This window comes from Microcella flavibacter, from assembly GCF_012530535.1.
Classification (GTDB): Bacteria; Actinomycetota; Actinomycetes; order Actinomycetales; family Microbacteriaceae; genus Microcella; species Microcella flavibacter.
Genome location: NZ_CP051299.1, coordinates 893,600 through 916,707, shown reverse-complemented (window position 1 = coordinate 916,707; position 23,108 = coordinate 893,600). Strand labels below are relative to the sequence as shown.

The following is a 23,108-nucleotide window of genomic DNA, read 5'->3' as shown; positions in this document are numbered from 1 at the left end:
CTACAGGCGCCGGGCCCGCTGCTCCACGCCGAGTTCGCCGTAGGGGTAGTCGGGCGCCGCGGGGGCGCTCGCGGCGTCGAGGCGCGCGCGCTGCTCGGCGCTCAGCTCGAGGTCGCCCGCGGCCATGTTCTGCTCGAGCTGCGCGACGGTGCGCGCGCCGAGGATCACCGAGGTCATGCCCGGGCGGCCCTGCAGCCACGCGAGCGCGATCGACGCGGGCGGGGCGGCGTGCTCGTCGGCGACCGCGTGCAGAGCATCCAGCACCGCCCAGGTGCGCTCGTCGGCCGAGCGGCGCCCGTAGGCCTCCATGCCGCGGTCCGGATCCTCGCCGAGCCGGGTCGCGCCCGTCGGCGCGGTGTCGCGGCGGTACTTGCCGGTGAGCCAGCCGCCCGCGAGCGGACCCCAGGGCAGCAGCCCGAGCCCGGCATCGAGCGCGGCGGGCACGATCTCGAACTCGATCTCGCGCGACAGCAGCGAGTACTGCGGCTGGATGGTGACGGGCGCGTCCATGCCGCGCGCGGCGGCGAGGTGCACGGCCTTCGTGAGCTGCCAGCCGGTGAAATTCGACACGCCCCAGTACGCGATGCGCCCGGCGCGGATCTCGTCGTCGATGGCCGACAGCGTCTCCTCGATGGGCGTCAGCGGATCCCAGGCGTGCAGCTGGAACAGGTCGAGGCAGTCGACCCCGAGGCGCTGCCGCGACGCGTCGATCGCGCGGCGCAGGTGGCGGCGCGAGCTGCCGAGGTCGTTGGCATCCTCCCCCATCGCGAAGCGGGCCTTCGAGGCGATGACCATCACCTCGGCCTGGTCGGGGTTCGCGGCGAGCCAGCGGCCGATGATGCTCTCGCTGATGCCGCGGCTGTAGACGTCGGCGGTGTCGATGAGGGTGCCGCCGGCGGCCGCGAAGGCGTCGAGCATGGCGTGGCTCTCGGCCTCGTCCGCCTCCATGCCGAAGGTCATGGTGCCGAGGGCGACCTCGCTGACGACGGTGCCGGAACGGCCGAGCAAACGCTGCTTCATGGGTCTCTCCTCGATTCAGACGGTCTCGATATCGTGTCGCATGCCGGTCGCCGATCCGAATCGGCACGAAGGAGACTCCCATGCGCGCTCTCGCCCTCCTCCGCGCCGGCATCGCCTGCCTGCTGCTCGCGCCCGTGCTCTTCGTCGCGTGGATCGTCTCCCCCGGCGGCGAGGCGGCGATCGCGCCCGGCACGGGTAGCACGATGACCGCGGTCATGCTCGGCTGGGGCACGGCGGCGCCGATCCTCGGCCTGCTGCTGCTGCTCGCCGGCGGCCTGCTCAACGTGCTCGCCGTGCGCGCCGGCGTGCGGCGGCTCGAACGCGTCGCCGCCGCGGCCGACCGCGGAACGCTCGACCCGGCCGCGCCGGCGGCGCCGCGCATCCGCATCCTCGACGCGCAGGGGCACGAGATCGGCGGCGAGGGCGAGGAGCGGGCCGCGCGCGCTCCGGCTGACCGCCGCGTCGCGGGCGGGATGCTCGCCGCAGGCCTCGCCGCGCTCGCGGCGCTCGGGCTCGGCGTGCTGCTGGTCGGCATTCCGCAGCAGCTCGCGCCGGGCATCCCGCTCGGGGACGTCTACGCGCGCTGGGGCGGGGTCGGCAGCTCGGGCTTCATCGTCGGGGTCGTGCTGTGGGGAGCCCTCGCGGTGCTGCTCGCCCTCATCGTGGCCGTCGCCGGCCTGCGCCGCAGCACGGCGCTCGAGCGCCTGCTGCCCGCGCGGCGCCTCGCCGTGCTCGCCTGCGTGCTGGGCAGCGCCGCCGTCGTGGCGTCCGGCGCCCCGGCGTTCGTCGTCGCACAGGAGCTCGGCGACGTGCTCGGCCTCGGCGGCGCGACCGCGACCGGCGCGGGCTGGGCCTTCGGGCAGCTCGGCATCGCGCTGAGCGCGGCCGCGATCCTCATCGCGGTGCCGCGCTGGCGGATGCCTCGCCGCGCGGCGGCTCGGCCCTCCGCCACGGTCTGACGCGCCCCGTCGACGGGCACCGGTCGGCCTCAGGGCTCGAGGACGAGCATCCCGATCAGCAGCAGCTCGCGCACGGTCGGCAGCAGCTCGGCCGAGAGCGAGGCCTCGTCGACCTCGAGCAGGGCGGCGAGCGCGCCGATGATGCGCCCGACCGAGAGCTCGCCGTCGCAGGCGCCGACGAGGCCGGCCAGCGCGGCGTCCGCGTCGACGGTGCGGCCGAAGCCGCCGCCCTGGCGCAGCCGGATCACGGTCGGCCCCTCCGCGCCGGGCCACTGGTGGCGCTCCTCGGTGACGTCGCCGGCCACGTGCAGACGCAGCTCGGCGAGCGCGGCGTCGTCGAGGGGCGCCGTGGCGTCGTGCGCGGCGATGCCCGCCATGAGGTGGTCGCCGATGCCGGTGGGGGCGGCGCCGAGCGGCTCGGGCAGGCGCTCGCTGCGCAGCAGCCGGGCGGGCGCCCCGGTGCGCGGGCGGCGCAGCACGACGTAGCCGAAGCCGACGCCGGTGACGCCGCGGGCGGCGAAGTCGTCGAGCCACTCCCCCGCCAACCGCTCGAAGTCGTCGCTGCCGACGAGGGTGCCGCCGTCGCGGATCCACGTCTCGGCGTACTGCGCCGGGCTCTGGCGCTCGCGCTCGACGATCCACGCGTCGAGCCCCGCCTCCTCGGCCCAACGCCGCACGCGTACGAGCCCGTCGCCGCCGAGCGCGTCGCGGTACTCCCAGTTGCCGAGCAGGTGGGCGGTGCCGCCCTCGACGAGGTGCTCGGCGGCGCCGCGCACGACCTCCTCGACGATGCCGTCGCCGACGCGGCCGCCGTCGCGGTACTCGTAGAGCGGCACACCGTCGCGGCGCGGGGTGATGACGAAGGGCGGGTTCGAGACGATGCGGTCGAAGCGCTCGCCCGCGACCGGCGCGTAGAGGTCGCCCTGCCGCAGCGCGACCCGATCGGCGACGGCCTCGGCACCGGCGAGGCGCAGGGTGATCGCGGCGAGCCGCACCGCGCGCTCCGAGAGATCGGTGGCGACGACCGCGTCGGCATGGCGGGCGGCGTGCAGCGACTGGATGCCGCAGCCGGTGCCGAGGTCGAGCACGCGCTCGGCCGCGGAGGTCGGGATGAGCCCGGCGAGCGTCAGCGAGGCGCCGCCGACCCCCAGCACGTGGTCGGCGGGCAGCGCCCCCGCATGGTGCCGTTCGCCGAGGTCGGAGACGATCCACCAGGAGGCGGCGCCGCCCGCGTCGAGCGCCGCGTACGGCCGCAGGTCGAGCAGCGGCGCGACCCGGCCGTCGACGACGGCGACGAGCCCGAGCTCGGCCGCACCCGCGACCCCGAGCGCGGGGAGCGCCCTGGCGAGATCCCGCTCGTCGACCGGATCGCCGAGCACGTGCAGGGCGGCGAGCACCGCGGCGGCCGGTGCGGGGTCGAGGGCGGCGAGCGCCCGCCGGGCGGGAACGCGGTCCGCGCGCGCGAGTGCGGCATCCGCCTCATCGCCCCAGAGGCGGCGCAGGGCGTCGACGGTGTACTCGGCGGCGAGGAGGTCGTCGCGCAGGCGATCGACGAGGGCGCGGGCGGGGTCGTCGAGCGGCGCGGAGATCACCCCCTCAGTGAACCGCACGCCGCACGACGAGAAAAACCTGTGGATCGGGAATACGGCCGAAATCTATGCGATTGTATAGACCGGCGCGTCCGCGGGCGCTCCTCCTGACCATCGCACCACCACGAAGGAGTCACTCATGACCATCACCGCCGAGAGCATCCCCGGGTACGTCGCCGGAACCTGGAAGCTCGACCCCACCCACACCGAGGTCGGCTTCACCGTGCGCCACCTCGCCATCAGCAAGGTGCGCGGCGCCTTCGAGACCGTCGACGGCGTGGTGCACGCCGCCGAGAACCCCCTCGACTCCTCCGTCGAGGTCACGATCGACGTCAAGTCGATCAACACCAACAACAAGGACCGCGACCAGCACCTGCGCAGCAACGACTTCTTCGCGCCGGACGAGTTCCCGACGATGACGTTCCGCTCGACCGGCATCCGCGTCGAGGGCGACGCCCTGCTGCTCGACGGCGAGCTGACCCTGCGCGGCGTCACCAAGCCGGTCACCCTGAAGGGCGAGTTCGCCGGCATCGCGAAGGACCCGTGGGGCGCCACGAAGGCCGCCGCGAACGGCACCGCGGTCATCAACCGCCACGACTTCGGCGTCAGCTGGAACGCCCCGCTCGAGGCCGGCGGCTTCCTCCTCGGCGACGAGGTCACCATCACCATCGACGCCCAGTTCGCGCTCGAGGCCTGATCGGGATGGCGCGGCCGCGGCCGCGCGCATGAGAAGAGGCGGGCTCCCTTCGGGGGCCCGCCTCTTCTCCGTCCTGAAGAAGGACTACGGCAGCAGCACCGCGTCGATGACGTGGATCACGCCGTTGTCGCACACGATGTCGGCCGTGACGACCTTGGCACCGTTGACGGTCACGCCGTCGGTGGTCGAGAAGTGCAGCTCCTTGCCGTTGACGGTCGCGGCGGCGAGGCCGTCGGTCACGTCGGCGGCGTGCACCGCACCGGCCACGACGTGGAAGGTGAGGATCTCGGTGAGCTTGGGGATGTCGGCGAGGAGCGCCTCGACGGTGCCCTCGGGCAGCGCCGCGAAGGCCTCGTCGGTCGGGGCGAAGACCGTGAACGGGCCGTCGCTGTTGAGGGTGTCGACGAGGTCGGCGGCGGTGACGGCGGCGACGAGGGTGGTGAACGATCCGGCCGAGACGGCGGTTTCGACGATGGTGGCCATGAGATGAATCTTCTCTCGTGAGAGGTCGGGCGCCGGGGGCGCCCCCGCGATCGGATGACCGCGCAGAAATGAAGCTATGCAGGCCGGGCGGGCGTGTCGCTGGGCGGCGCCCGCGCATCGTCCGCCAGCGGGCCGAGCATGCGCCCGGCACCGACGCATTCACAGCGCGGGGGCCCCGTTCCGCCCCCGCCCGGACACCTGCGTGCGCTAAGCGCCCGTCGGATTTGGCTCGTCGACGGGCAGCTGGAGGCGCGCGCTGACGCTCGGACCGGTGACGGGGGTGCCGTGCGGCGCGGCAGGCGACTGCGCCGCATGCGGGCCCTCAGCCTCGACCTCGTCGACGACGAGGCCAGCAGGCTCGCGATGCCGGCCGACTGGATCGCCCGCGTGCTCGACGGCCTCGAGACCGACCTGCGCGCCGGCCGCGACCTGCCGCTCAGCGACAGCGACCCGAGCGTCGAGATCACCATCTCCGAGGGCGCCGTGCGCGAGCTCGTGCGGGCCGCGGGCGACGGCGTGCCCGGCGTCATCGTGGGGCGCGTGCAGCTCGACGGCGACGCGAGCGCCGGCGAGCCCGTGGGCGTGACCGTGCGCATCAGCGCCGCGCTCGTGCGGCCCCTCGCCGAGCTCGCCGACAGCGTGCGCGACGCGGTCACCACCGCGCTGCTCACCCACACCGAGCTCGCCGTGACCGGCATCGACATCATCGTCGACGACGTGCACCCCGTCTACACCGGCATCGAGCACAGCACCGGCAGCGGCACCGAGGAGGAATCATGAGCGGCGTCGACCCGCGCCCCGAGGAACAGGCTCGCCTGGTCGACGAGGCGGTGCTCGCCGTGACGGGCGTGCGCGCCCTGTTCCCCGCGCGCGCGGCCCTCCGCCACGCGGCCCGCGAGCTCGCGGCCGGACAGCAGCGCCCCGCGCGCAGCATCGTGCAGACCGGCGCGGACGGCACGCTCGCCGTGCTCGTCGCCATCGCGGTCGAGAGCAGCGCGCAGGCGCCGGCGACCGCGCGGGCGGTCGCCGCATCCCTTCGACGGATGCTCGGCGAGGGCGCCTCGATCACCGTGCGCATCCGCCGCGTCACGCCGCCGGCTCAGGCCGCGCTGCCCGCCGGGCCCGATCTCGCCCAGGTCGACTCGCCGGAGGGTGACGTAGCCTGGCTGGGATGAAACCGCTGACCGCCGAGCAGATCCGCTCCTCCATCGTCAACGCCTCCGCCGCGGAGATCGAGCGCATGCAGCTGCCCGGCCTGCACGAGATGGTGTGGGAGGAGCGCGAGTTCCTCGGCTGGCGCGACCCGCAGGGCTCGCAGCGCGGCTACATCGTCGCGTGGGTGGGCGACCGCCCCGTGGGCATGATGGTGCGCGCCGCATCCAACAGCCTGCGCCCCGGCATCGGGGCGATCTGCTCGCTCTGCCACACGCCGCAGCCGGCGACGCAGGTGCTGATGTTCTCCGCCGCCCGCGGCGGCGAGTCGGGTCGCGAGGGAAACTCGATCGGCACCTACATCTGCGCCGATCTGGCGTGCCCGATCATGATCCGCATCTTCCCCGGTCAGAGCGAGATGCTGCTCATGCGGGACGAGCTCATCGCGCGTCGCAGCGCGGGACTGCAGCAGCGGGTGGGCCGCTTCACCGAGCGGATCCTCGAGACGGCCTGAGGCGCGGCCGGGCCTGAGGCGCAACCGGCGGCGGAACGGGACTAGTCGCGCCGGCCGAGCAGGTTGAACGGGATCGCGAGCGACAGCGTCACCGACATGATGCCGGTGAAGAAGACCAGGGCCGCCCACTGCTCGGGCACCCAGAAGGCGTACGCGAAGAGCGGGAACGACGCGAAGAAGAGTGCGAGCGACACGACGGCGGCGAGGATCTTCATGGTGGCTCCATTGTGCCAGGTTCTCGCCGGGAATCGACGCACGCGCCGAGGAGCGGTGCCGCCCGCTGGATGTCCCCCGGACGGGGGTGGACCGATGCCGTTATATTGAGCACGACGCGCTGCGCTCACGACCCGCCTCCCCCGGCGGACCGGGGCAGGACCCTGAGCGTCGGAGAGACGTCCGATGGGATCGCTGATCTACGGCTCGCCCTCGCTCGAGATCGCCTTCGACGACCGCGTGCTCGCGCACGTGCAGATCGTGATGGCCACGAAGCTGCGGCGCGGCGAGAACTTCTTCTTCAGCTGGCGCGAGAACGGCGGCGTCGGCCGCAACTCGATCTGGATCGACTCGTCGATCCCTCTCTACTTCCGCTACAGCGGCAGCCGCCATCCCGAGATCGACCGCGATTGGCTCGAGCAGCTGGCCGTGCTCGCGTCGAGCTCGCAGGGGCTCGATCTGACCGATGAGACCCGGCTGGGGTCGATGGCGCCCCCCGGTCAGGCGAAGCTCGCGCGCTGACGGCGTGCGCCGACGCCCCCGTCGCTAGAGGGCGAAGCGGGTCTCGAGCACCGGCCGCCGGAACGTCGTGACCGCGTTCTCGCGCAGCGCCCAGAGCACGCCCTCGCGCGCCAGGCCCACGACGACCGAGAGCTCGACCTCGTCGCGCGGGGCGAAGAGGATGAGCTCGGTGCCGTACCGGCCGTAGGGGCAGGGCACTCCCCAGCCGTTCTCGACGACCTCGGCGCCGCGGGAGCGCGGCAGCACGACGTGCAGGCTCGTATCGCGCGGGCCGTGCAGGTGAGCGGGCTCGAGCGGCGCGCCGACCGGCGAGAACGAGGTGCCCTCGACGGGGTTCGTCACCTGCGGCACGAGCACCGCCCGCGCATCCGGCTCGGCCATGCTGCTCGGGCCGATGATGACGCCGGGGATGTCGCGCAGGGCGTCCCAGGTCGCGACCCAGAGCGCGGGTGCGGCGCACTGCTCGCGCTGCCAGTGCGGGCCGTCCTGGTCGAGCCGCGGGAGGGGGCCGACGCGGGGGAGCAGAGCCCCCGTCGTCGCATTCGACATGGTGTCGGTCATGGTGTCGCCCCTCGCCGTCGTGGGCGGGGATCGGATGATCCCTCAGCGCCACTGTTCACAGTACGAACATCGCCGCGCCCTCGTCAGGGGGTTGATTTCTCAGCCGCGGCGTGGTGGCGCTGCCGCCGAGGCGGGGCGGAGCGCCGCGAGGGCGACGCGGACTGAGAGACTGGAGCCGCCGGGCGCGCCGCTCGGCACCGAGAGAGGTGGCTCATGGCCGACAGCAGCGAGACGCGCAGCTACGAGAACCGCGTCGCCGTCTACATCGACTTCGACAACATCGTCATCTCGCGCTACGACCAGGTGCACGGTCGCGGCGCCTGGCGCAAGGACAACGTCTACCGCCTCGGCCCCGGGCTGACGGGGGCGACCGACGAGCAGCGCGAGAAGATCCGCGCGGCCACCGTCGACATCTCGGCGATCCTCGACTACGCCAGCTCGTTCGGCACGATCGTCGTCAGCCGCGCCTACGCCGACTGGTCGGTGGGCGTCAACGCGAGCTACCAGGGTCAGCTGACCGAGCGCGCGGTCGACCTCACCCAGCTCTTCCCCTCCACCAAGCAGATGAAGAACGGGGCCGACATCCGCCTCGCGGTCGACGTCATGGAGGACCTGTTCCGCCTCACCGACCTCACCCACGTGCTCATCGCCGCGGGCGACAGCGACTACATCCCGCTCGCGCAGCGCAGCAAGCGGCTCGGCCGGTACGTGGTGGGCGTCGGGGTCGCGGGCGGCACGAGCAAGTCGCTCGCCGCGGCGTGCAACGAGTTCGCCGACTACGACTCGATGCCGGGCATCCGCCCTGCGTCGGCCATCTCCCCCAAGCGGGATGCCCCGGCCGCCGCCGCGACCGCGAGCGAGCCCGACGCGCCGGCCGATGCCGAGCCCGACGCGAAGGCCGCCGCGCGCTCGGTCGAGGTCGCCTTCGTCGCGCCGCCGACGGTGAAGCGCCGCGCCTCCTCCAAGGCCGGCCCGACCATCCCGGGCGCGATCGGCGACCCCGTGCAGGATGCCGCCACCGCGCTGCTGCTGCGCGCCCTGCGACTCAGCCACGAGAAGGACGACGACGCCGACTGGCTGCACAACTCGGAGGTCAAGAAGCAGATGGTGCGCCTCGATCCGGCCTTCAACGAGAAGGTGCTCGGGTTCCGGTCGTTCAGCGACTTCGTGAAGTCGCGCGGCGCGATCGCCGAGCTCGACGAGGACTCGCAGAGCCGCCGCATGCGGCTCGCGATCTAGCGGACCGGGCGGACTCGCGGGCTCGCGGGCTCGCGGACTCGCGGCTCAGCGGTCCTTCTTCGGCGGGCCGGACGCCTTGTCGGGCTTGTCGGGCTTGTCGGGCTTGTCTGCCTTCTCCGACTTCCCCGGCGTGCCGGGCTCTGCCGACTCCTCATCGGGCTCCTGCTCCCCCGGCACTTCCTGCTCCGGCGGCGACGCCGCTGCGCGCTCCGCCGCCTTCTCCTCGCGCAGCTCGCGCGCCTGCGCCGACACCGCGGCGCCGAACTCGCGACCGACCTTGTCCGCATCCTTCGCGCCTTCGCGCACCCACGCGGAGAACTCGTCGGAGCCGGCGGGCAGGGCGGGTTCCTCGGCCTCGGGGGCGGCGGATTCGTCGTCCGAGTCGAGGGCACCCGACTCCGGGGACTCCGACGCCTCGGCCTCCGCCGATTCCTCGGCGACGGGCTCGACCACGGCGACGGCGTCGTCCACGACGAGCTGCGCATCGGAGGGGAGCGCCCCCGCGGCCGCCATCCCGGTGAGGCCGAGCGCGACCGCCCCCGCGCCCGCCGCAATGCGCGCGGCCCACCCGGTCCTGCTGATGCGCTGCGCCACGATCGGCTCCTCCGTCTGCGGCGATGCAGGAGCGCACGGCCGTCCTGCGGCCGAGCGTAGACCGGCCGCCGCCCCGCCGAACGCCCCCGAGCAGGGGGCCGAGGGGCCGGACGCGCCGCCCGCGCCTCACGGGCCGTCGATGCCGCGCGGGTGCCGCTCCGCCTCGCTCCACAGCAGACGGCGCAGCAGCGGGCGCTCGGCGAGCGTCCACAGGGTCGTCGTGACGAGGTACAGCGCGGCGGCGAGCGGCACGATGAGCGCGACGGGCGCCGTGATGAGCGGCAGCCAGCCGAGGGCGCGCAGCAGGCCGGGCGGCATGCCCGGCTGATCCGCGGAGGTCGGCAGCTGCATCCGCAGCATCATCGCGCGCGTGGCGAGGCCGGCGATGACGAGCAGCACGACGACCGCGCCGGCGAGCAGCAGCCCTCCCCCGTCGCCGGCGAGCGCCGCCGCTCCGAGGGGCCGGCCGAGCGGCACGCCGAGCAGCGCCTCGGCGAGCAGCGCGTTCGGCTCGCCGCCGATGCGCTGCGCGATGAAGAGCGCGTAGACGAGCGAGACGATCGGCGCCTGCAGCAGCGCCGAGCCGATGCCGGCGATGGGCGAGACCCCGGCCTCGCGGTACAGCTCCATCGTCTTCGCCTGCAGCCGCTGCGGGTCGCCCTTCCAGCGGCGACGGATCTCGGCGAGCGCCGGGGCGAGCCGGCGACGGGCCCCCTCGGCGCGCACCTGGGCGACGGCGACGGGCAGCAGCAGGGTGCGCACGATGAGCGTGAGCAGCACGACCCCGCCGGCCGCGGCGGCGGAGCCGAGGAGCGGGTCGAGCGGGAGGGAGAGCGCGTCGAGCGCGCCGGCGAGCAGGGTGAGCAGGAAGGCGATCGGGGGGAAGGAGAAGACGTCCAAGGAGAACCTCGCAGGGTCGGGAGCGGGCGGGGGGCCATCGGGCCGCTGCGCATCGCATCGACCGAGGCCGCCCGGGGCGCTCCGGTGCGCGGAGGCTCGCGAGGGCGGGCGAGGGGTCGAGCGCGCTAGGCGGCCGGGAGGGCCGGCGCCGGCGCGCGCCCGAGCGGGCGCCCCGCCGTGAGGGGATGCGCGGGCTCGATGAGGCTCGTCACGGGCTCGCGGTGCGCCCGGGCCCGGTGCCCGACGGTGAGCTGGCGGCTCGTGGCCGCGCGGGCGAGGGTGCGGGCCAGGAGGGCGCCGAGCAGCATCGCGGCGCCGATCGCGGCGGTCGCCGCGACGGGGGCTCCGAGCGACCCGGCGATGAGCTGCCCCGCGACCACGGCGACGAGCGCGAGCCCGAGGGCCGCCATCGCACGGTGCAGGGAGAGGGTCACGCGAGCACGGTACCGCACGGTGTCGCGGGATGCTCGGGTGGGGCATCCCGTCTCTGAATACGGGCTGGGCGCGCGATGGACGCGACCGGACCGGCGCTCCTACCGTGGTCGAACCGCACGAGACGAGAAAGAGGAGCACTCATGACCTACGACATCACCGGCAAGACCGTCGCCTTCCTGCTGACGGACGGCTACGAGGACAGCGAGCTCACGGCGCCCTGGGCCGCCGTCACCGAGGCGGGCGGCACCGCCGTGCTCGTCTCCCCCGCCGAGGGGGCGATCGAGGGCAAGAACGGCCACACGCAGCCGGTAGACCAGCACATCGCCCGCGCCGACGCCGCGGCCTTCGACGCGCTCATGCTGCCGGGCGGCGTCGTCAACGCCGACCACCTGCGCATGGACGCCGACTCCGTCGCCTTCGCGAAGGCCTTCTTCACGGCCGGCAAGCCCGTGGGCGTCATCTGCCACGCGGCGTGGACTCTCATCGAGGCAGACGTCGTGAAGGGCCGCGAGCTCACCAGCTACCCGAGCCTCAAGACCGATCTCATCAACGCCGGCGCCGACTGGGTCGACGAGGAGGTCGTCACCGACCAGGGGCTCGTCTCGAGCCGCACCCCCGACGACCTGCCCGCGTTCTGCGCGAAGCTCGTCGAGGAGATCTTCGAGGGCGAGCACGCGGGGCAGCACGCCTGATCCGATCCGCCTGATCCGATCACGGCGGATGCGCGGCGCGGGCGCGGCTGGCAATCAGCCCGCACTCGCCCCGCTCCCAGCGGTTCCCGCGGCGGGCCGTGGTGCACTGGCACCATGGCCCGTTCCGCACTCCCCCTGACCGTTCCCGATCTCTCCGGCCGCCGCATCATCGTCACCGGCGCCAACAGCGGCCTCGGCTTCGGCCTGACCGGCCGCCTCGCCGCCGAGGGGGCGCACGTCATCATGGCGGTGCGCAACGAGGAGAAGGGCCGGGATGCCCGCGAGCGCCTGCTCGCCGAGAACCCGGCCGCGCAGCTCGAGCTGCAGCACCTCGACCTCGCGAGCCTCGGCAGCATCCGCGCCTTCGCCGAGGCGCAGCTCGCCCACGGAGCCCCGCTCGACGTGCTCATCAACAACGCCGGCGTCATGGCACCGCCCGAGCGGCAGAGCACCGACGACGGCTTCGAGCTGCAGTTCGGCTCGAACCACCTCGGCCCCTTCGCCCTCACCGGGCACCTGCTGCCGCTGCTGAAGGCCGCCGAGGCCCCGCGCGTCGTCTCGACGAGCAGCCTCGCCGCGTGGCCGGGACGCATCCGGTTCGACGACCTGCAGTGGCAGCGCTCGTACTCGGCGTGGGGCGCCTACGCCCAGTCGAAGCTCGCGAACCTGATGTTCGCGCGCGAGCTGCAGCGCCGCTCCGACGCGAAGCGCTGGAACCTGCGCAGCATCGCCGCCCACCCGGGCGGCACCGCGACGAATCTGCAGGTGGCAGGCCCCCGCAACGGCGAGCCGCTCGACGCCAAGGGCGAGGAACGCATGAACCGCTTCATGCAGCCCGTCGCGATGGGCATCCTGCCGTCGCTGTACGCGGCGGTGGATGCGCACGCCCAGCCGGGCGCCTACTACGGGCCGAACGGCCCGCTCGAGGTCAAGGGCGAGCCGTCGATCGTGCGCGTTCCCCCGCAGGCGAAGCGCCGGCAGACTGCGGTTCGGCTCTGGGAGCAGAGCGAGCTGCTCACCGGGGTGGCGTTCTCGTAGCCTGAGAGCCCTTCGGACTCGCCGCTTAGGCTTCTGCCGTGCACCCCGCCCTCGACGACCCCGCGATCACCCGCGGCCGTCGGTCGTGGCGCCAACGCGTCAGCCTCATCGCGCTCGTGGTCGGCATCGGCTCGTTCCTGTCGCGCCGCGGCGAGGACTTCACGACGACCGAGACGGCGGTCGGCAGCATCCTCGCGCTCATCGCGACGGTGCTCGTCGTGCTGCTCATCGCGGCGCTGATCGTGGCTCGGGCCGTGCATCGGCTCAGCACCGTGCTCGATGCGCGCGAGGCCCGCGCACCCGACGCCCTGCGGTTCCCGACCTACGGCTTCGGCCCGACGGCGGTGCGCCTGGCCCGCGCGCTCGGGCTCGGCAGCCCGTCGAGCACGTTCTCGGGCTGGGCGATCGTCGAGGTCGCGGAGGACGGCGTTCGGGTCTTCAAGCACCTCGGCGAACCGGCCGTCGTCATCGCGCGCTCCGCCATCCTCGACGCCGGCACGGGCGCGATCGTCGACTCGCTCTTCCGCGTGCCGAGCCTGAACCTCGCCGTCGCGCGCCGCGGCGAGACCATCGGCGTGCCGCTCGCCGTGCTGCGCACCCCGATCAACAAGGTCGATGAGGCGGGCTTGACGGCGACGCTCATCGAGGCGCGCGGGATGCTCCGCCTCGACGCCGACGCCGCCTCCTAGTCGCGCGGCGCGCGCTCGCCCAGCACCTCGGCGGTGGTGCGCACGCGGGCGAACTCCCCGTCGAGGTTGACGCCGGTGATGCGGCTCAGCTCGGAGGCGGGCACGACCGACCCGTCCCGCGCCGCCCGGTCGAACGTGTGCGTGGCGTCGATGACGAAGTCGGTGGCGTAGCCGAGATTGCCGGCCATGCGTGCGGTGGTCTCGCAGCAGTGGTTGGTGGTGACGCCGCAGATCGTGACCTCGGCGATGCCCGCCGCCCGCAGCCAGTCGTCGAGGGCGGGCGCGCCGAGGAAGGCGGAGTTGACCGTCTTGGTGACGAGCAGGTCGTGCGGGCCGTCGACGCCGTCGATGAAGGCGTTGCCCGCCTGGCCGGGGCGCAAGGGCGAGTCGGGGTCGATCGAGTCGTGCCGCACGAGCACGATGGGGTCGCCGGCGGCGCGCCAGGCATCGATGAGGGCGACGATGTTGGCTTCGGCGGCGGGGTTGTCGCGCGGGCCCCACGACGGGTCGGCGAATCCGCGCTGGGCGTCGATGACGAGCAGCGCCGGTCGTCCGGCACGGATGGATGCCCACATGCGGCACACGCTACCGGGGCCCGGTGCACGGGGGGCGTGCGCGGGGCATCCCTCGTTCTGTGTTTCGATAGAAGGCCGTGCCCGTTGCGCACGGGCGCCGACGCCCGGAGGACCTCATCAGCTCGAGCACGCCCGACACCCCGCCCGACCTGCAGACGACTGCGCGGCGCGGGCATTTCGTCGACCTGCGTCCGCTGTCGGAGAGCCCCGCGTTCGCCCGCATGTGGATCGGTGCGACGATCACCGGCATCGGCAGCCAGATGACGATCGTCGCCGTGGGGCTCGACATCTACGCGCGCACGTCGTCGACCCTCGCGGTGTCGCTCGTGGCCGCGTTCGCGCTCGTGCCGATGGTCGTGTTCGGGCTGTACGGCGGGGTGCTCGCCGACTCGTTCGACCGCCGCAAGGTGGCGCTGCTGTCGGCGATCGTGGCGTGGGTGTCGACGGTGGCGCTCGCCGGCTACGCCTGGGTGAGCGCGCTCGGATTGGGTGCCGAAGAGCTATGGCCCTTGTACTTGCTGATCACGCTGAACACGGTGGCGTCGACGATGGTGGGCGTGGCGCGGCAGGCGATGGTGCCGCGGCTGGTGCGCCGCGAGCTGCTGCCGGCGGCGGGCGCGCTCGGCGGGATCAGCGGTGGCCTGATGGCGACGGTGGGGCCGGCACTCGCGGGCGTGCTGGTGGCCTCGGTCGGCGTCGCGTGGACGTACTCGATCGATGCGGTGCTGTTCATCGCGGCGTTCATCGGCCTGTACACGCTGCCGGCGCTGCGGCCGGAGGGCACGCCGGGGCGGCCGGGGCTGCGCTCGGTGATCGACGGCGCCCGCTTCCTGCGGGAGGCGCCGAACATCCGCGCCTCGTTCCTGCTCGACATCTTCGCGATGACGTTCGGCAATCCGCGGGTGCTGCTGCCGGCGATCGGCGCGGTGCTGCTCGGCGGCGGGGCGGTGACGGTGGGCGTGCTGACGTCGGCGACGGCGGTCGGCGCGCTGCTGCTGGGCCTGCTGTCGGGGCAGCTGGGCGCGGTGCGCCGACAGGGCCTGGGCGTGGGCATCGGCGTGGCGGCGTACGGGGCGACGATCGTCGCGTTCGGCGCGGTGCTGCTGTGGGCGCAGCTGGTGGATGCTGATGCCGGCCCGGCGCTCGACGACGTGTTCGTGCCGGGCCTGGTGGCGGCGGTCATCGTGCTCGCGCTTTCCGGAGCGGCCGACTCGGTGAGCATGATCTACCGCAACACGATGCTGCAGGCCTCCGTGCCCGACGCGATGCGCGGGCGCCTGCAGGGGCTGTTCACGGTCGTCGTGACGGGCGGGCCGCGCATCGGCGACCTGTACGTGGGGGCGTTGAGCGTGCTGGCGATGCTGTGGTTCCCGCCGCTGCTCGGCGGGGTCGTGATCGTGGTGGCGGCGGCGGTAATTCTTCGCGTTCAGCGGGGGTTCCGCGAATACGACGCGGAAAATCCGCAGCCGTAGGGGTTTCGCCTACTCGGCGGGCGCGTCGGGCGCGCTGCCGCTGGTCTCGCGGGAGATGCGCTCGAGCTCGTCGACGATGTCGGCGAGCGGACGGTCGGTGTCGATGACGTGCGAGGCGCCTCGGCGCAGCAGCGGTTCGACGTGCTCGAGGTCGTCGAGAACGCGTTCCCGCTCTTCCGGTGTCTTGCCGAAGTCGTTGGTGGTGCGGGTCGCGAGGCGCTGCAGGATGACATCTTTCGGGGCGGTCAGCAGCACGACGGCGGCGAAGCGGTCGTAGAGCTCGCCTTGGTTGGCGACGGTGCCCTGCACGAAGAGCGTGCCGGTGCGGGGATGCTCGAGCAGGGCATCCACTGCCTCGATGCGCCACAGCGGCTCGCCGTCGACCACCTCGATCCAGTCGCCCTCATCCGTGTCGACGCACTCGTACCCGCGGTCGGCGAGTGCGGCGAGGGCGGTGGACTTGCCCGTGCCCGACATGCCGGTGAGGAGGATCGCGGTCATGGGGTCATGATGCCGCAGGGAGTGGCCGGGGAGGCCATGAGTTTCTCCTGTGGCCGTGTACCCGGAAGCTTCCGCAACCCGAGCGGGAGGCCACGAGTCGACCCCGGGGACAGGACTTTCTCTGCTGGCTATGTGCGCTCGAGGCTCCGGGGGCCTGAACGCACATAGCGAGCGCGCGACGCGCCCGCCGGCGACCTCCTCCGCAATCGCGAATCGGCGAAGTAACGTGAGACCGACTCGCTGGAGGTTTCATGGTTACGAAGACGTCCCCAGAGCCCGTCTGGAATGCAGCCCGCCTCATCCCCACGTCGGGCATCAACGGAGCGGAAGAGCAGGAACGGCGTGCGACGTCGGCTCTCCTCGCTGTCATGGCCTCCGTGCGGGAGTTCGGCAAGGCGCTCAGTCAGCCGTTCGGCGCGCCGGCCGCCGCCCTCGAGACCTTCATCGAGGTGCCGTTCATGATCGGGGAGCGGAGGGTCTTCCCTGACGGTCTCATTCGGGCCACTCGCGGCAGTCGCTCGTGGACGGCGCTCGTCGAGGTCAAGACCGGCACGAACGCCCTCGAGGCATCCCAGCTCGAGGACTACCTCGACGTCGCCCGCGAGCACGGCTTCGACGCGCTCATCACGATCTCGAACGAGATCCCGGGGATGATCGGCGCGCACCCCACCGCGGTGGACAAGCGCAAGCTGAAGAAGGTCGCGCTGCACCACTTCTCGTGGTCCGAGATCCTCACCGCCGCCGTCGTGCAGAAAGAGCACCGCGGGGTCGCCGATCCCGATCAGGCCTGGATCCTCGGCGAGCTCATCCGGTACCTGGAGCACCCGAAGTCCGGTGCCATGTCGTTCGAGGACATGGGTGCCAGCTGGGTCCCCGTCCGCGATGCGCTGTCAGCCGGAACGCTCCGCGCGTCCGACAAGGGCGTCGCTGAGGTGGCGAGTCGGTTCGACGCCCTGCTGCGCTTCGCGGGCCTGCGACTCGGTCGGCAGCTGGGCTCGGAGGTGCTGCCCGCCCTCAACCGCGCGGAGGCGGCGGATCCCGCCGCGCGAAGCGCCCGCCTGGTCTCCGAACTGGTCAAGGACGGTCATCTGCGCGGCGGGCTCCGCATCCCCGGTGTCGTCTCCGATCTCGAGGTCATCGCCGACCTGCGCGCCAACACGATCACCGCGTCCTTCAGCGTCGATGCTCCGAAGGAGGGCCGCCCGACGACGCGCATCAATTGGCTCGTGCGTCAACTGAAGGAGGCGCCCGACGGCGTCCGCGTCGAGGCCGTCCCCGTGCGCTCGAGCACCGGCCCTGCCGAACTGCTCGGTCGCGTTCGCGAGGACTCGGCTGTGCTCGTTCCCCCATCCGGCCGCGACATCAAGACGTTCGTGGTCACCCGGTCGGTGCCGCTCGGCGCCAAGCGCGGATCCGGTCGTGGCACCTTCATCGACTCGATGCTGACCGCGATCGACTGCGCGTACTCCGAGATCGGGCAGTCGCTCAAGGCCTGGTCGGCCACTCCCCCGAAGCTGCGACCGACGCAGGTCGTCGAGACCGAGCCCGGCATCGACAGCTCGCTGCCGTCGGCCGCGCTCTCGTCGCAGGACAACGACTAGCGGCACTCCCGGCGACCGCCGCGCCGCCCGAACCTGCGGCAAGCCGCCCCCGTCGCTGCGCCGGCGGCGCCGTCAGACTGGACGTCTACCCACCAGGGGCCGCGCTGGCAGAGGCGGGCACGCCATTGACTCCGAGTCGGCTCAACCCAGGCATTCGCCCCGCCGCGTCTACGCCGGACGGTCAGGAGTCGGGCAGGATGTTCGTCGCGACGAAGACGTTGCTCGCGACGATCGAGGCGATCGTGCGCGCGATCGCCTGCGCGGCGGCCCCCGCACCCCAGTTGCCCCGCTTGAGCTCTTCGGCGCGCGTGATGACCGCTGACGTCCAGGGGATCTCCCGGTGCATCTGGGGCAGAGCGCCGCTCGCGTAGAGCAGCGCGCCGAGCGCCGCCACACGGGGCTCGGGCTCGCTGCCGTCGACGAGCACCTCGCGCACGCCCGCGAGCAACGCCTCCCGACGGCCCGTGCCGCCCTCGAAAAGCTTCGTCGTCGGGAACATGCCCAGCACCCGATGATCACGCTCGACGAGGTCGCCGCGGGCGATGAGCCGCTTCATGAGAGGCTCGCGCAGGGGCGGGCCGACCGCGGCGAGCACGGTCTGGACGTTGCGGGGCTTCGTCGCGACGTACTCCCACGCCGTGAGCAGGAGCGGGTCGTTCGGCGCCGCATCCGCCACGGCTTCGACGCGCGCCCAGGTGGGCTTGGTGCTCGTCGACGTGACGCGCTCCTGCAGCGCGAGGTCGGCGACCACGGCACCGGCGAGCGCGTAGTACAGCGTGTTCTCGCCGGCGACGGTGCTCGAGTCGGGCTGGAAGAGCAGCAGCAGCAGATCCTCGGCGAGGGTCGGCTGCTCGACGGAGGGCACGTCAGGGGTCACGGTGCGATCGTCTCGGTCGGCATGGGTCATGAGGACAGTCAAAACCCTGTTGCAACGACAGGGTCAAGCGGTCCCGGTCTCCTCGGCGCCGGACTCCTGCGCGATCACCTCGCGCGCGAGCGCGCTCGCGCGTGCGTAGACGTCGAGCTGCGCGGGGTTGTACAGCTCGACGAGCGCGGCGGTCACGGTCGACTTGTCCGTGTCGGGGCTGCCGACGAAGTGCGACTCGGGGTCGCTGACCCAGGCGTAGTCGCGCATGTACTGGGCGATGATCGGGGCCAGTTCCGCACTGAGCCGCTCGCGGGTGGCCTCGTCCGCATCGGGCGCCAGCTCGTCCACCTCGCGGCTCGCCGTGCCCGTCGCGGCATCCTCCTCGACCATCCGCCGCACGTCGGACATGACCGCCGGGTCGTACACGCGCGAGTAGATGTGGAGGATCGAGCTGTCGGCCTCCGAGAGCCGGCCGGCCACCGCGCTGAACCCGGCCGGCGCATCGGCCGGAGCCTCGTCGCGCATGATGTCGGCCAGCTCGACACGAGCCCTCGTCAAGCGGTCGATCTGAGCGGCGAGGTCGGCGTCCAGGTTCTGGAGGATCTCGCGATCGGCGCCTCCCGCATCGATCGCATCCCCGATCTGCGCGAGCGGCACGCCCAGCTCCACGAGACGGCGGATGCGGAGCAGCGAGACGAGGTCGCGCACCCCGTACTGCTTGTAGCCGTTGTGCCGCCGCTCGGGCTCGGCGAGCAGCCCCAGCCGGTGGTAGTGGCGCACCGCGTTGACCGTGGTGCCCGCCAGATCGGCGAGTTCGCGCGTGCTCCAGGCCATGGGGTACCGCCGCTGCGCTACGCCTGCGCGCGCTCCAGCACCAGCTCGCGCACGCGCGCCGCGTCCGCCTTGCCGCCCATCGCCTTCATGACCGCGCCGATGACCGCGCCGGCGGCCTGCACCTTGCCGTCGCGGATCTTCTCGAGCACGTCGGGCTGCTGGGCGAGCGCCTGGTCGATCGCCTCGATGAGGGCACCGTCGTCGCTGACGACGGCGAGGCCCCGGGCATCCACCACCTGCTGCGGCGTTCCCTCGCCGGCGATGACGCCCTCGACGACCTGGCGGGCCAGACGGTCGGTGAGCGCGCCGGAGTCGACCAGGCCGACGATCGCGGCCACGTCGGCGGGGGTGATGAGGGCGGCGGGCTCGGCGTTCTGCGCGTTGGCGATGCGGGCGATCTCGCCCGTCCACCACTTGCGGGCCTGCTGCGGGGCGGCGCCGGCGGCGACCGTCTCGTCGACCTCGACGAGAAGCCCTGAGTTGACGACGTCGCGGAACTCGAGGTCGCTGAAGCCCCACTCCTGCTTGAGGCGGCGGCGACGCGCGGCCGGGGCCTCGGGCAGGGCGGCGGTGAGCTCGGCGATCAGCTGCGGCGTCGGCGTGACGGGCAGCAGGTCGGGCTCGGGGAAGTAGCGGTAGTCGTCGGCGTCGCTCTTCGGGCGGCCGGGCGAGGTCGCGCCGGTGTCCTCGTGCCAGTGCCGGGTCTCCTGCGTGATCGTGCCGCCCTGGGCGAGGATGGCCGCCTGACGCTGGATCTCGTACCGCACGGCGCGCTCGACGCTGCGCAGCGAGTTGACGTTCTTCGTCTCGGTGCGCGTGCCGAGCTCCTGCTGGCCGCGCGGGCGCAGCGAGACGTTCGCGTCGCAGCGCAGGTTGCCGCGCTCCATGCGGGCCTCGGAGATGCCGAGGGCGCGCACGATGTCGCGGATCGTCGACACGTAGGCCTTCGCGATCTCGGGGGCGCGGTGCTCGGCGCCGTAGATCGGCTTCGTGACGATCTCGACCAGCGGGACGCCGGCGCGGTTGTAGTCGACGAGCGAGTACTCGGCGCCCTGGATGCGGCCGGTCGAGCCGCCCACGTGGGTCAGCTTGCCGGCGTCCTCCTCCATGTGCGCGCGCTCGATCGGCACGGTGACGATCGAGCCGTCCTCCAGCTCGATGTCGAGGGTGCCCTCGAAGGCGATCGGCTCGTCGTACTGGCTGATCTGGTAGTTCTTCGCCAGATCCGGGTAGAAGTAGTTCTTACGGGCGAACCGCGACGAGGGCGCGATCTGGCAGCCGAGCGCGAGGCCCAGCGAAATCGAGTAGCGCACAGCGGTCTCGTTGACGACGGGCAGCGAGCCCGGCAGGCCGAGGCAGACGGGCGTGATCGCCGTGTTCGGCTCGGTGATCTCGTTGCCGCCGAAGGCCGGGTTCGGAGCATCCGAGAACATCTTCGTCTTCGTCGACAGCTCGACGTGCACCTCGAAGCCGAGCACCGGCTCGAACATCTCGAGAGCCTGGTCGAAGTCCATGAGTTCAGCGCGCGCCATCAGCGTGCCCCTTCCGTCGTCGCGAGCTCGGGAGCCTGGCTCCACAGCGTGCGGCCCCAGTGCGCCTCGAGCAGCTGCTCGATCGCGGCACCCGCCTCGTACAGGCGCGCATCGTGGCGGGCGGGAGCCATGAGCTGCAGGCCCGTCGGCAGGCCGTCCTCGGGCGCGAGCCCCATCGGCAGGCCCATGCCGGGTACGCCGGCGAGGTTCGCCGGGATGGTCGTGACGTCGTTGAGGTACATCGCCAGCGGGTCCTCGAGCTTCTCGCCGAAGCGGAACGCCGTCGTCGGCGCGCTCGGCGACACCAGGATGTCGGCCTTCTCGAAGGCGGCCTCGAAGTCCTGCTGGATGAGCGTGCGCACTTTCTGCGCGCTGCCGTAGTACGCGTCGTAGTAGCCGGCGCTGAGGGCGTAGGTACCGAGGATGATGCGGCGCTTCACCTCGGGGCCGAAGCCGGCCTCGCGCGTCGCGGCCATGACGTCCTCGACGGTTCCGGTGACGCCCGCGCGCATGCCGAAGCGCACCGAGTCGAACTTCGCGAGGTTGCTCGAGGCCTCCGCCGGCAGGATCAGGTAGTAGGCGGCGACCGCGTACTCGAAGTGCGGGGCGCTCACCTCGACGATCTCGGCGCCGGCCGCGGCCAGCAGGTCGAGGGTCTCGTGGTACCGCTGCTTGACGCCGGCCTGGAAGCCCTCGCCCTCGAGCTCTTTGACGACGCCGACGCGGATGCCCTTGAGCACGTCGCCCGTCATGCCGCGCCGCGCGGCCTCGGCCATCGAGGGCCAGGCGTCGGGGATGCTCGTGGCGTCGCGGGGGTCGTGCCCGCCGATGACGTCGTGGACGAGCGCAGCATCCAGCACCGAGCGCGACACGGGGCCCACCTGGTCGAGCGAGCTCGCGAGCGCGATCGCGCCGTAGCGGCTGACGCCGCCGTAGGTGGGCTTCACGCCGACCGTGCCCGTGACGGCGCCCGGCTGGCGGATCGAGCCGCCCGTGTCGGAGCCGAGCGCGATGGGCGCCTCGAAGGCGGCGACGGCCGCGGCCGAGCCGCCGCCCGAGCCGCCGGGGATGCGGTCGAGATCCCAGGGGTTGCGCGTGGGGCCGTAGGCCGAGAACTCGGTGGAGGAGCCCATCGCGAACTCGTCCATGTTCGTCTTGCCGAGCGGCACGAGGCGGGCGGCGCGCAGGCGCGCGACGACGGTCGCGTCGTACGGCGGCACCCAGCCCTCGAGGATCCTCGAGCCCGAGGTCGACGGCATGTCGATCGTGCAGAGGACGTCCTTGATGGCGATCGGCACGCCGGCGAGGTCGGGCAGGATCTGCCCGGCGGCGCGGTCGGCGTCGACCTGCGCGGCCGTCTCGAGCGCGTTCTGCGACACGTGGAGGAAGGCGTGCACGTCGCCGTCGACGGCGGCGATGCGGTCGAGGTGCGCCTGCGTCACCTCGACGCTCGAGACCTCGCCCGACTGCAGGGCGGCGGCGAGGTCGGCGGCGCTCGTGCGGGTGAGGTCGCTCGACGTGCCGCTCACTGCTCCTCCCCCAGGATGGCGGTGACGCGGAAGCGGCTGCCGTCGTGGTCGGGAGCGCCGGCGAGGGCCTGCTCGGTGGTGAGCGTGACGCCCGGCTCGTCCACGCGCATCCCGCCGGTCAGGGGGATGGGGTGGCTCGTCGCCGCCACGTCGGGGGTCGCGACCCGCTGCACCTTCTCGACCGAGTCGACGATCGCCCCGAGCTCGCCGGTGAGCTTCTGGATCTCGTCGTCGGTCAGGGCGATGCGCGAGAGCATCGCCAGATGGGCGACAGTCTCGGGCGTGATCTCGGACATGGAGCTCCCTAGGGCGGAACGAACGGGGGAAGCCCCAGTCTACTGAGCGAGCGGGCTCACGCCGCCGGGCGGCGGGTCAGGTGGGCCGGCGGGTCAGGCGGGCCGGCGGGTCAGGCGGGCCGGCGGGTCAGGCGGGCCGGCACTCGCTCTCGCCCTGCAGCGTCATCGCCTGCTCGCTCACGCGGAACAGGTACACCTCGCCGAACTCGCTCTCGGCCTTGAGCTCGACGACGTCGCCGACGAGCGAGCGGTCGACCTCGAGTCCGTTGTCCTCCCAGGCTTCCTGCACGCGGTCGGCGTGGCCGTCGCCGCGCGGATCCTCGCTGACCCGCAGCGCCGGGTACCGCTCCCCCGCGACCCAGACCGGCACGGTGCAGCCGCGCGGAGTGGGGTCGTCATCCACCTGCCAGGCGCCTCCCACGAGCTGCTGCGTCTCGTCGATGACCGCGAGGAAGCGGTCGCGCGCCTCGGCGTCGGTGACCTCCGAGGGGCTCTGCAGGGCGCATCCGCTCAGGCTCACGGCACTGACGCTCACGAGCACCGCTGCGATCGTGAGCATTCGAAGCGAGCTGCGGGTGGTCATGGCCGTCCATTTCGCGCGGG

The 23,108-nt window shown here is 72.9% G+C and carries 28 protein-coding genes; 12 read left to right on the top strand and 16 right to left on the bottom strand.

Annotated elements, in window-relative coordinates:
- Nucleotides 1–1,020, bottom strand: a complete 1,020-nt coding sequence (locus HGB54_RS04345) for an aldo/keto reductase (protein ID WP_168915362.1) — start codon at nucleotides 1,018–1,020, stop codon at nucleotides 1–3.
- A gap of 80 nt (nucleotides 1,021–1,100) precedes the next feature.
- Here HGB54_RS04345 and HGB54_RS04340 point away from each other — a divergent pair, with 80 nt between their 5' ends.
- Nucleotides 1,101–1,979, top strand: a complete 879-nt coding sequence (locus HGB54_RS04340; protein ID WP_168915361.1) for a hypothetical protein — start codon at nucleotides 1,101–1,103, stop codon at nucleotides 1,977–1,979.
- A gap of 29 nt (nucleotides 1,980–2,008) precedes the next feature.
- On the opposite strand, the gene HGB54_RS04335 is transcribed toward HGB54_RS04340, so the two are convergent.
- Nucleotides 2,009–3,571: a DUF7059 domain-containing protein gene (locus tag HGB54_RS04335; RefSeq protein ID WP_228545942.1), complete on the bottom strand. Its 1,563-nt coding sequence runs from the start codon at nucleotides 3,569–3,571 to the stop codon at nucleotides 2,009–2,011.
- Between the two features lie 136 nt (nucleotides 3,572–3,707).
- On the opposite strand from HGB54_RS04335, the gene HGB54_RS04330 reads away from it, so the two are divergent.
- Nucleotides 3,708–4,265 carry a YceI family protein gene (locus tag HGB54_RS04330; protein WP_228545941.1) on the top strand — a complete coding sequence of 186 codons (558 nt, stop codon included), beginning with the start codon at nucleotides 3,708–3,710 and terminating at the stop codon, nucleotides 4,263–4,265.
- An 84-nt stretch (nucleotides 4,266–4,349) separates the two neighbouring features.
- Here HGB54_RS04330 and HGB54_RS04325 read toward each other — a convergent pair whose 3' ends face one another.
- Nucleotides 4,350–4,748: a fasciclin domain-containing protein gene (locus HGB54_RS04325; protein ID WP_168915360.1), complete on the bottom strand. Its 399-nt coding sequence runs from the start codon at nucleotides 4,746–4,748 to the stop codon at nucleotides 4,350–4,352.
- A gap of 312 nt (nucleotides 4,749–5,060) precedes the next feature.
- On the opposite strand from HGB54_RS04325, the gene HGB54_RS04320 reads away from it, so the two are divergent.
- Genes HGB54_RS04320 through HGB54_RS04310 form a run of 3 tightly spaced genes read left to right on the top strand, consistent with a single transcriptional unit; the run spans nucleotide 5,061 to nucleotide 6,414 of the window.
- Nucleotides 5,061–5,528: an Asp23/Gls24 family envelope stress response protein gene (locus tag HGB54_RS04320; protein WP_168915359.1), complete on the top strand. Its 468-nt coding sequence runs from the start codon at nucleotides 5,061–5,063 to the stop codon at nucleotides 5,526–5,528.
- Nucleotides 5,525–5,923 carry a hypothetical protein gene (locus HGB54_RS04315; RefSeq protein ID WP_168915358.1) on the top strand — a complete coding sequence of 133 codons (399 nt, stop codon included), beginning with the start codon at nucleotides 5,525–5,527 and terminating at the stop codon, nucleotides 5,921–5,923. Before HGB54_RS04320 ends, HGB54_RS04315 begins: the two co-directional genes overlap by 4 nt.
- Nucleotides 5,920–6,414 carry an FBP domain-containing protein gene (locus HGB54_RS04310; RefSeq protein WP_168915357.1) on the top strand — a complete coding sequence of 165 codons (495 nt, stop codon included), beginning with the start codon at nucleotides 5,920–5,922 and terminating at the stop codon, nucleotides 6,412–6,414. Before HGB54_RS04315 ends, HGB54_RS04310 begins: the two co-directional genes overlap by 4 nt.
- 41 nt (nucleotides 6,415–6,455) lie before the next feature.
- On the opposite strand, the gene HGB54_RS04305 is transcribed toward HGB54_RS04310, so the two are convergent.
- Nucleotides 6,456–6,629, bottom strand: coding sequence for a hypothetical protein (locus HGB54_RS04305; protein WP_168915356.1), 174 nt, complete (start codon nucleotides 6,627–6,629; stop codon nucleotides 6,456–6,458).
- Nucleotides 6,630–6,813: 184 nt separating this feature from the next.
- Here HGB54_RS04305 and HGB54_RS04300 point away from each other — a divergent pair, with 184 nt between their 5' ends.
- The gene (locus HGB54_RS04300) at nucleotides 6,814–7,149 is read left to right on the top strand and encodes a DUF7882 family protein (protein ID WP_168915355.1); all 336 of its coding nucleotides are present in this window, start codon (nucleotides 6,814–6,816) and stop codon (nucleotides 7,147–7,149) included.
- Nucleotides 7,150–7,173: 24 nt separating this feature from the next.
- Here HGB54_RS04300 and HGB54_RS04295 read toward each other — a convergent pair whose 3' ends face one another.
- Nucleotides 7,174–7,710, bottom strand: coding sequence for a luciferase domain-containing protein (locus tag HGB54_RS04295; RefSeq protein ID WP_168915354.1), 537 nt, complete (start codon nucleotides 7,708–7,710; stop codon nucleotides 7,174–7,176).
- A 213-nt stretch (nucleotides 7,711–7,923) separates the two neighbouring features.
- Here HGB54_RS04295 and HGB54_RS04290 point away from each other — a divergent pair, with 213 nt between their 5' ends.
- Nucleotides 7,924–8,949, top strand: coding sequence for an NYN domain-containing protein (locus HGB54_RS04290; RefSeq protein WP_168915353.1), 1,026 nt, complete (start codon nucleotides 7,924–7,926; stop codon nucleotides 8,947–8,949).
- 45 nt (nucleotides 8,950–8,994) lie between these two features.
- On the opposite strand, the gene HGB54_RS04285 is transcribed toward HGB54_RS04290, so the two are convergent.
- The 3 genes from HGB54_RS04285 to HGB54_RS04275 form a co-directional block, all read right to left on the bottom strand.
- Complete coding sequence (locus HGB54_RS04285; protein WP_168915352.1) at nucleotides 8,995–9,543, bottom strand: hypothetical protein; 549 nt, start codon at nucleotides 9,541–9,543, stop codon at nucleotides 8,995–8,997.
- Between the two features lie 126 nt (nucleotides 9,544–9,669).
- A complete protein-coding gene (locus HGB54_RS04280; protein WP_168915351.1) occupies nucleotides 9,670–10,443 on the bottom strand; it encodes a YidC/Oxa1 family membrane protein insertase in 774 nt (257 codons plus the stop codon).
- Nucleotides 10,444–10,568: 125 nt separating this feature from the next.
- Nucleotides 10,569–10,877: a hypothetical protein gene (locus HGB54_RS04275; RefSeq protein ID WP_168915350.1), complete on the bottom strand. Its 309-nt coding sequence runs from the start codon at nucleotides 10,875–10,877 to the stop codon at nucleotides 10,569–10,571.
- Nucleotides 10,878–11,018: 141 nt separating this feature from the next.
- Here HGB54_RS04275 and HGB54_RS04270 point away from each other — a divergent pair, with 141 nt between their 5' ends.
- The 3 genes from HGB54_RS04270 (at nucleotide 11,019) to HGB54_RS04260 (ending at nucleotide 13,297) form a co-directional block, all read left to right on the top strand.
- Complete coding sequence (locus HGB54_RS04270; RefSeq protein ID WP_168915349.1) at nucleotides 11,019–11,570, top strand: type 1 glutamine amidotransferase domain-containing protein; 552 nt, start codon at nucleotides 11,019–11,021, stop codon at nucleotides 11,568–11,570.
- A 114-nt stretch (nucleotides 11,571–11,684) separates the two neighbouring features.
- Nucleotides 11,685–12,608, top strand: a complete 924-nt coding sequence (locus HGB54_RS04265; protein ID WP_168915348.1) for an SDR family oxidoreductase — start codon at nucleotides 11,685–11,687, stop codon at nucleotides 12,606–12,608.
- A gap of 38 nt (nucleotides 12,609–12,646) precedes the next feature.
- Nucleotides 12,647–13,297: a hypothetical protein gene (locus tag HGB54_RS04260; protein WP_168915347.1), complete on the top strand. Its 651-nt coding sequence runs from the start codon at nucleotides 12,647–12,649 to the stop codon at nucleotides 13,295–13,297.
- Here the strand turns inward: HGB54_RS04260 and HGB54_RS04255 are convergent.
- Nucleotides 13,294–13,872 (bottom strand): cysteine hydrolase family protein, encoded by a 579-nt coding sequence (locus HGB54_RS04255; RefSeq protein ID WP_168915346.1) that lies wholly within the window; start codon nucleotides 13,870–13,872, stop codon nucleotides 13,294–13,296. The genes HGB54_RS04260 and HGB54_RS04255 overlap by 4 nt on opposite strands.
- 77 nt (nucleotides 13,873–13,949) lie before the next feature.
- Between HGB54_RS04255 and HGB54_RS04250 the strand changes: the two genes are divergently transcribed.
- Complete coding sequence (locus tag HGB54_RS04250; RefSeq protein ID WP_456085603.1) at nucleotides 13,950–15,344, top strand: MFS transporter; 1,395 nt, start codon at nucleotides 13,950–13,952, stop codon at nucleotides 15,342–15,344.
- Nucleotides 15,345–15,353: 9 nt separating this feature from the next.
- Here the strand turns inward: HGB54_RS04250 and HGB54_RS04245 are convergent, their stop codons facing one another.
- Nucleotides 15,354–15,845: a shikimate kinase gene (locus tag HGB54_RS04245; protein ID WP_228545940.1), complete on the bottom strand. Its 492-nt coding sequence runs from the start codon at nucleotides 15,843–15,845 to the stop codon at nucleotides 15,354–15,356.
- Between the two features lie 368 nt (nucleotides 15,846–16,213).
- Here HGB54_RS04245 and HGB54_RS04240 point away from each other — a divergent pair, with 368 nt between their 5' ends.
- A complete protein-coding gene (locus HGB54_RS04240) occupies nucleotides 16,214–17,446 on the top strand; it encodes a hypothetical protein (protein ID WP_168915345.1) in 1,233 nt (410 codons plus the stop codon).
- 181 nt (nucleotides 17,447–17,627) lie between these two features.
- Here HGB54_RS04240 and HGB54_RS04235 read toward each other — a convergent pair whose 3' ends face one another.
- From HGB54_RS04235 to HGB54_RS04210, 6 genes are all read right to left on the bottom strand, one after another.
- A complete protein-coding gene (locus HGB54_RS04235) occupies nucleotides 17,628–18,353 on the bottom strand; it encodes a GOLPH3/VPS74 family protein (protein ID WP_168915344.1) in 726 nt (241 codons plus the stop codon).
- A 33-nt stretch (nucleotides 18,354–18,386) separates the two neighbouring features.
- The gene (locus HGB54_RS04230) at nucleotides 18,387–19,148 is read right to left on the bottom strand and encodes a MerR family transcriptional regulator (RefSeq protein ID WP_168915343.1); all 762 of its coding nucleotides are present in this window, start codon (nucleotides 19,146–19,148) and stop codon (nucleotides 18,387–18,389) included.
- A 17-nt stretch (nucleotides 19,149–19,165) separates the two neighbouring features.
- Entirely contained in the window at nucleotides 19,166–20,680 is a 1,515-nt protein-coding gene (gene gatB, locus HGB54_RS04225) for an Asp-tRNA(Asn)/Glu-tRNA(Gln) amidotransferase subunit GatB (protein ID WP_168915342.1), read from the bottom strand.
- The gene (gene gatA / locus HGB54_RS04220) at nucleotides 20,680–22,209 is read right to left on the bottom strand and encodes an Asp-tRNA(Asn)/Glu-tRNA(Gln) amidotransferase subunit GatA (protein ID WP_168915341.1); all 1,530 of its coding nucleotides are present in this window, start codon (nucleotides 22,207–22,209) and stop codon (nucleotides 20,680–20,682) included. Before gatA ends, gatB begins: the two co-directional genes overlap by 1 nt.
- Complete coding sequence (gene gatC, locus HGB54_RS04215) at nucleotides 22,206–22,505, bottom strand: Asp-tRNA(Asn)/Glu-tRNA(Gln) amidotransferase subunit GatC (protein WP_168915340.1); 300 nt, start codon at nucleotides 22,503–22,505, stop codon at nucleotides 22,206–22,208. The genes gatA and gatC overlap by 4 nt, the downstream gene beginning before the upstream one ends.
- Before the next feature lie 127 nt (nucleotides 22,506–22,632).
- Nucleotides 22,633–23,088, bottom strand: a complete 456-nt coding sequence (locus HGB54_RS04210; protein WP_168915339.1) for a hypothetical protein — start codon at nucleotides 23,086–23,088, stop codon at nucleotides 22,633–22,635.
- Nucleotides 23,089–23,108: the final 20 nt, after the last annotated feature.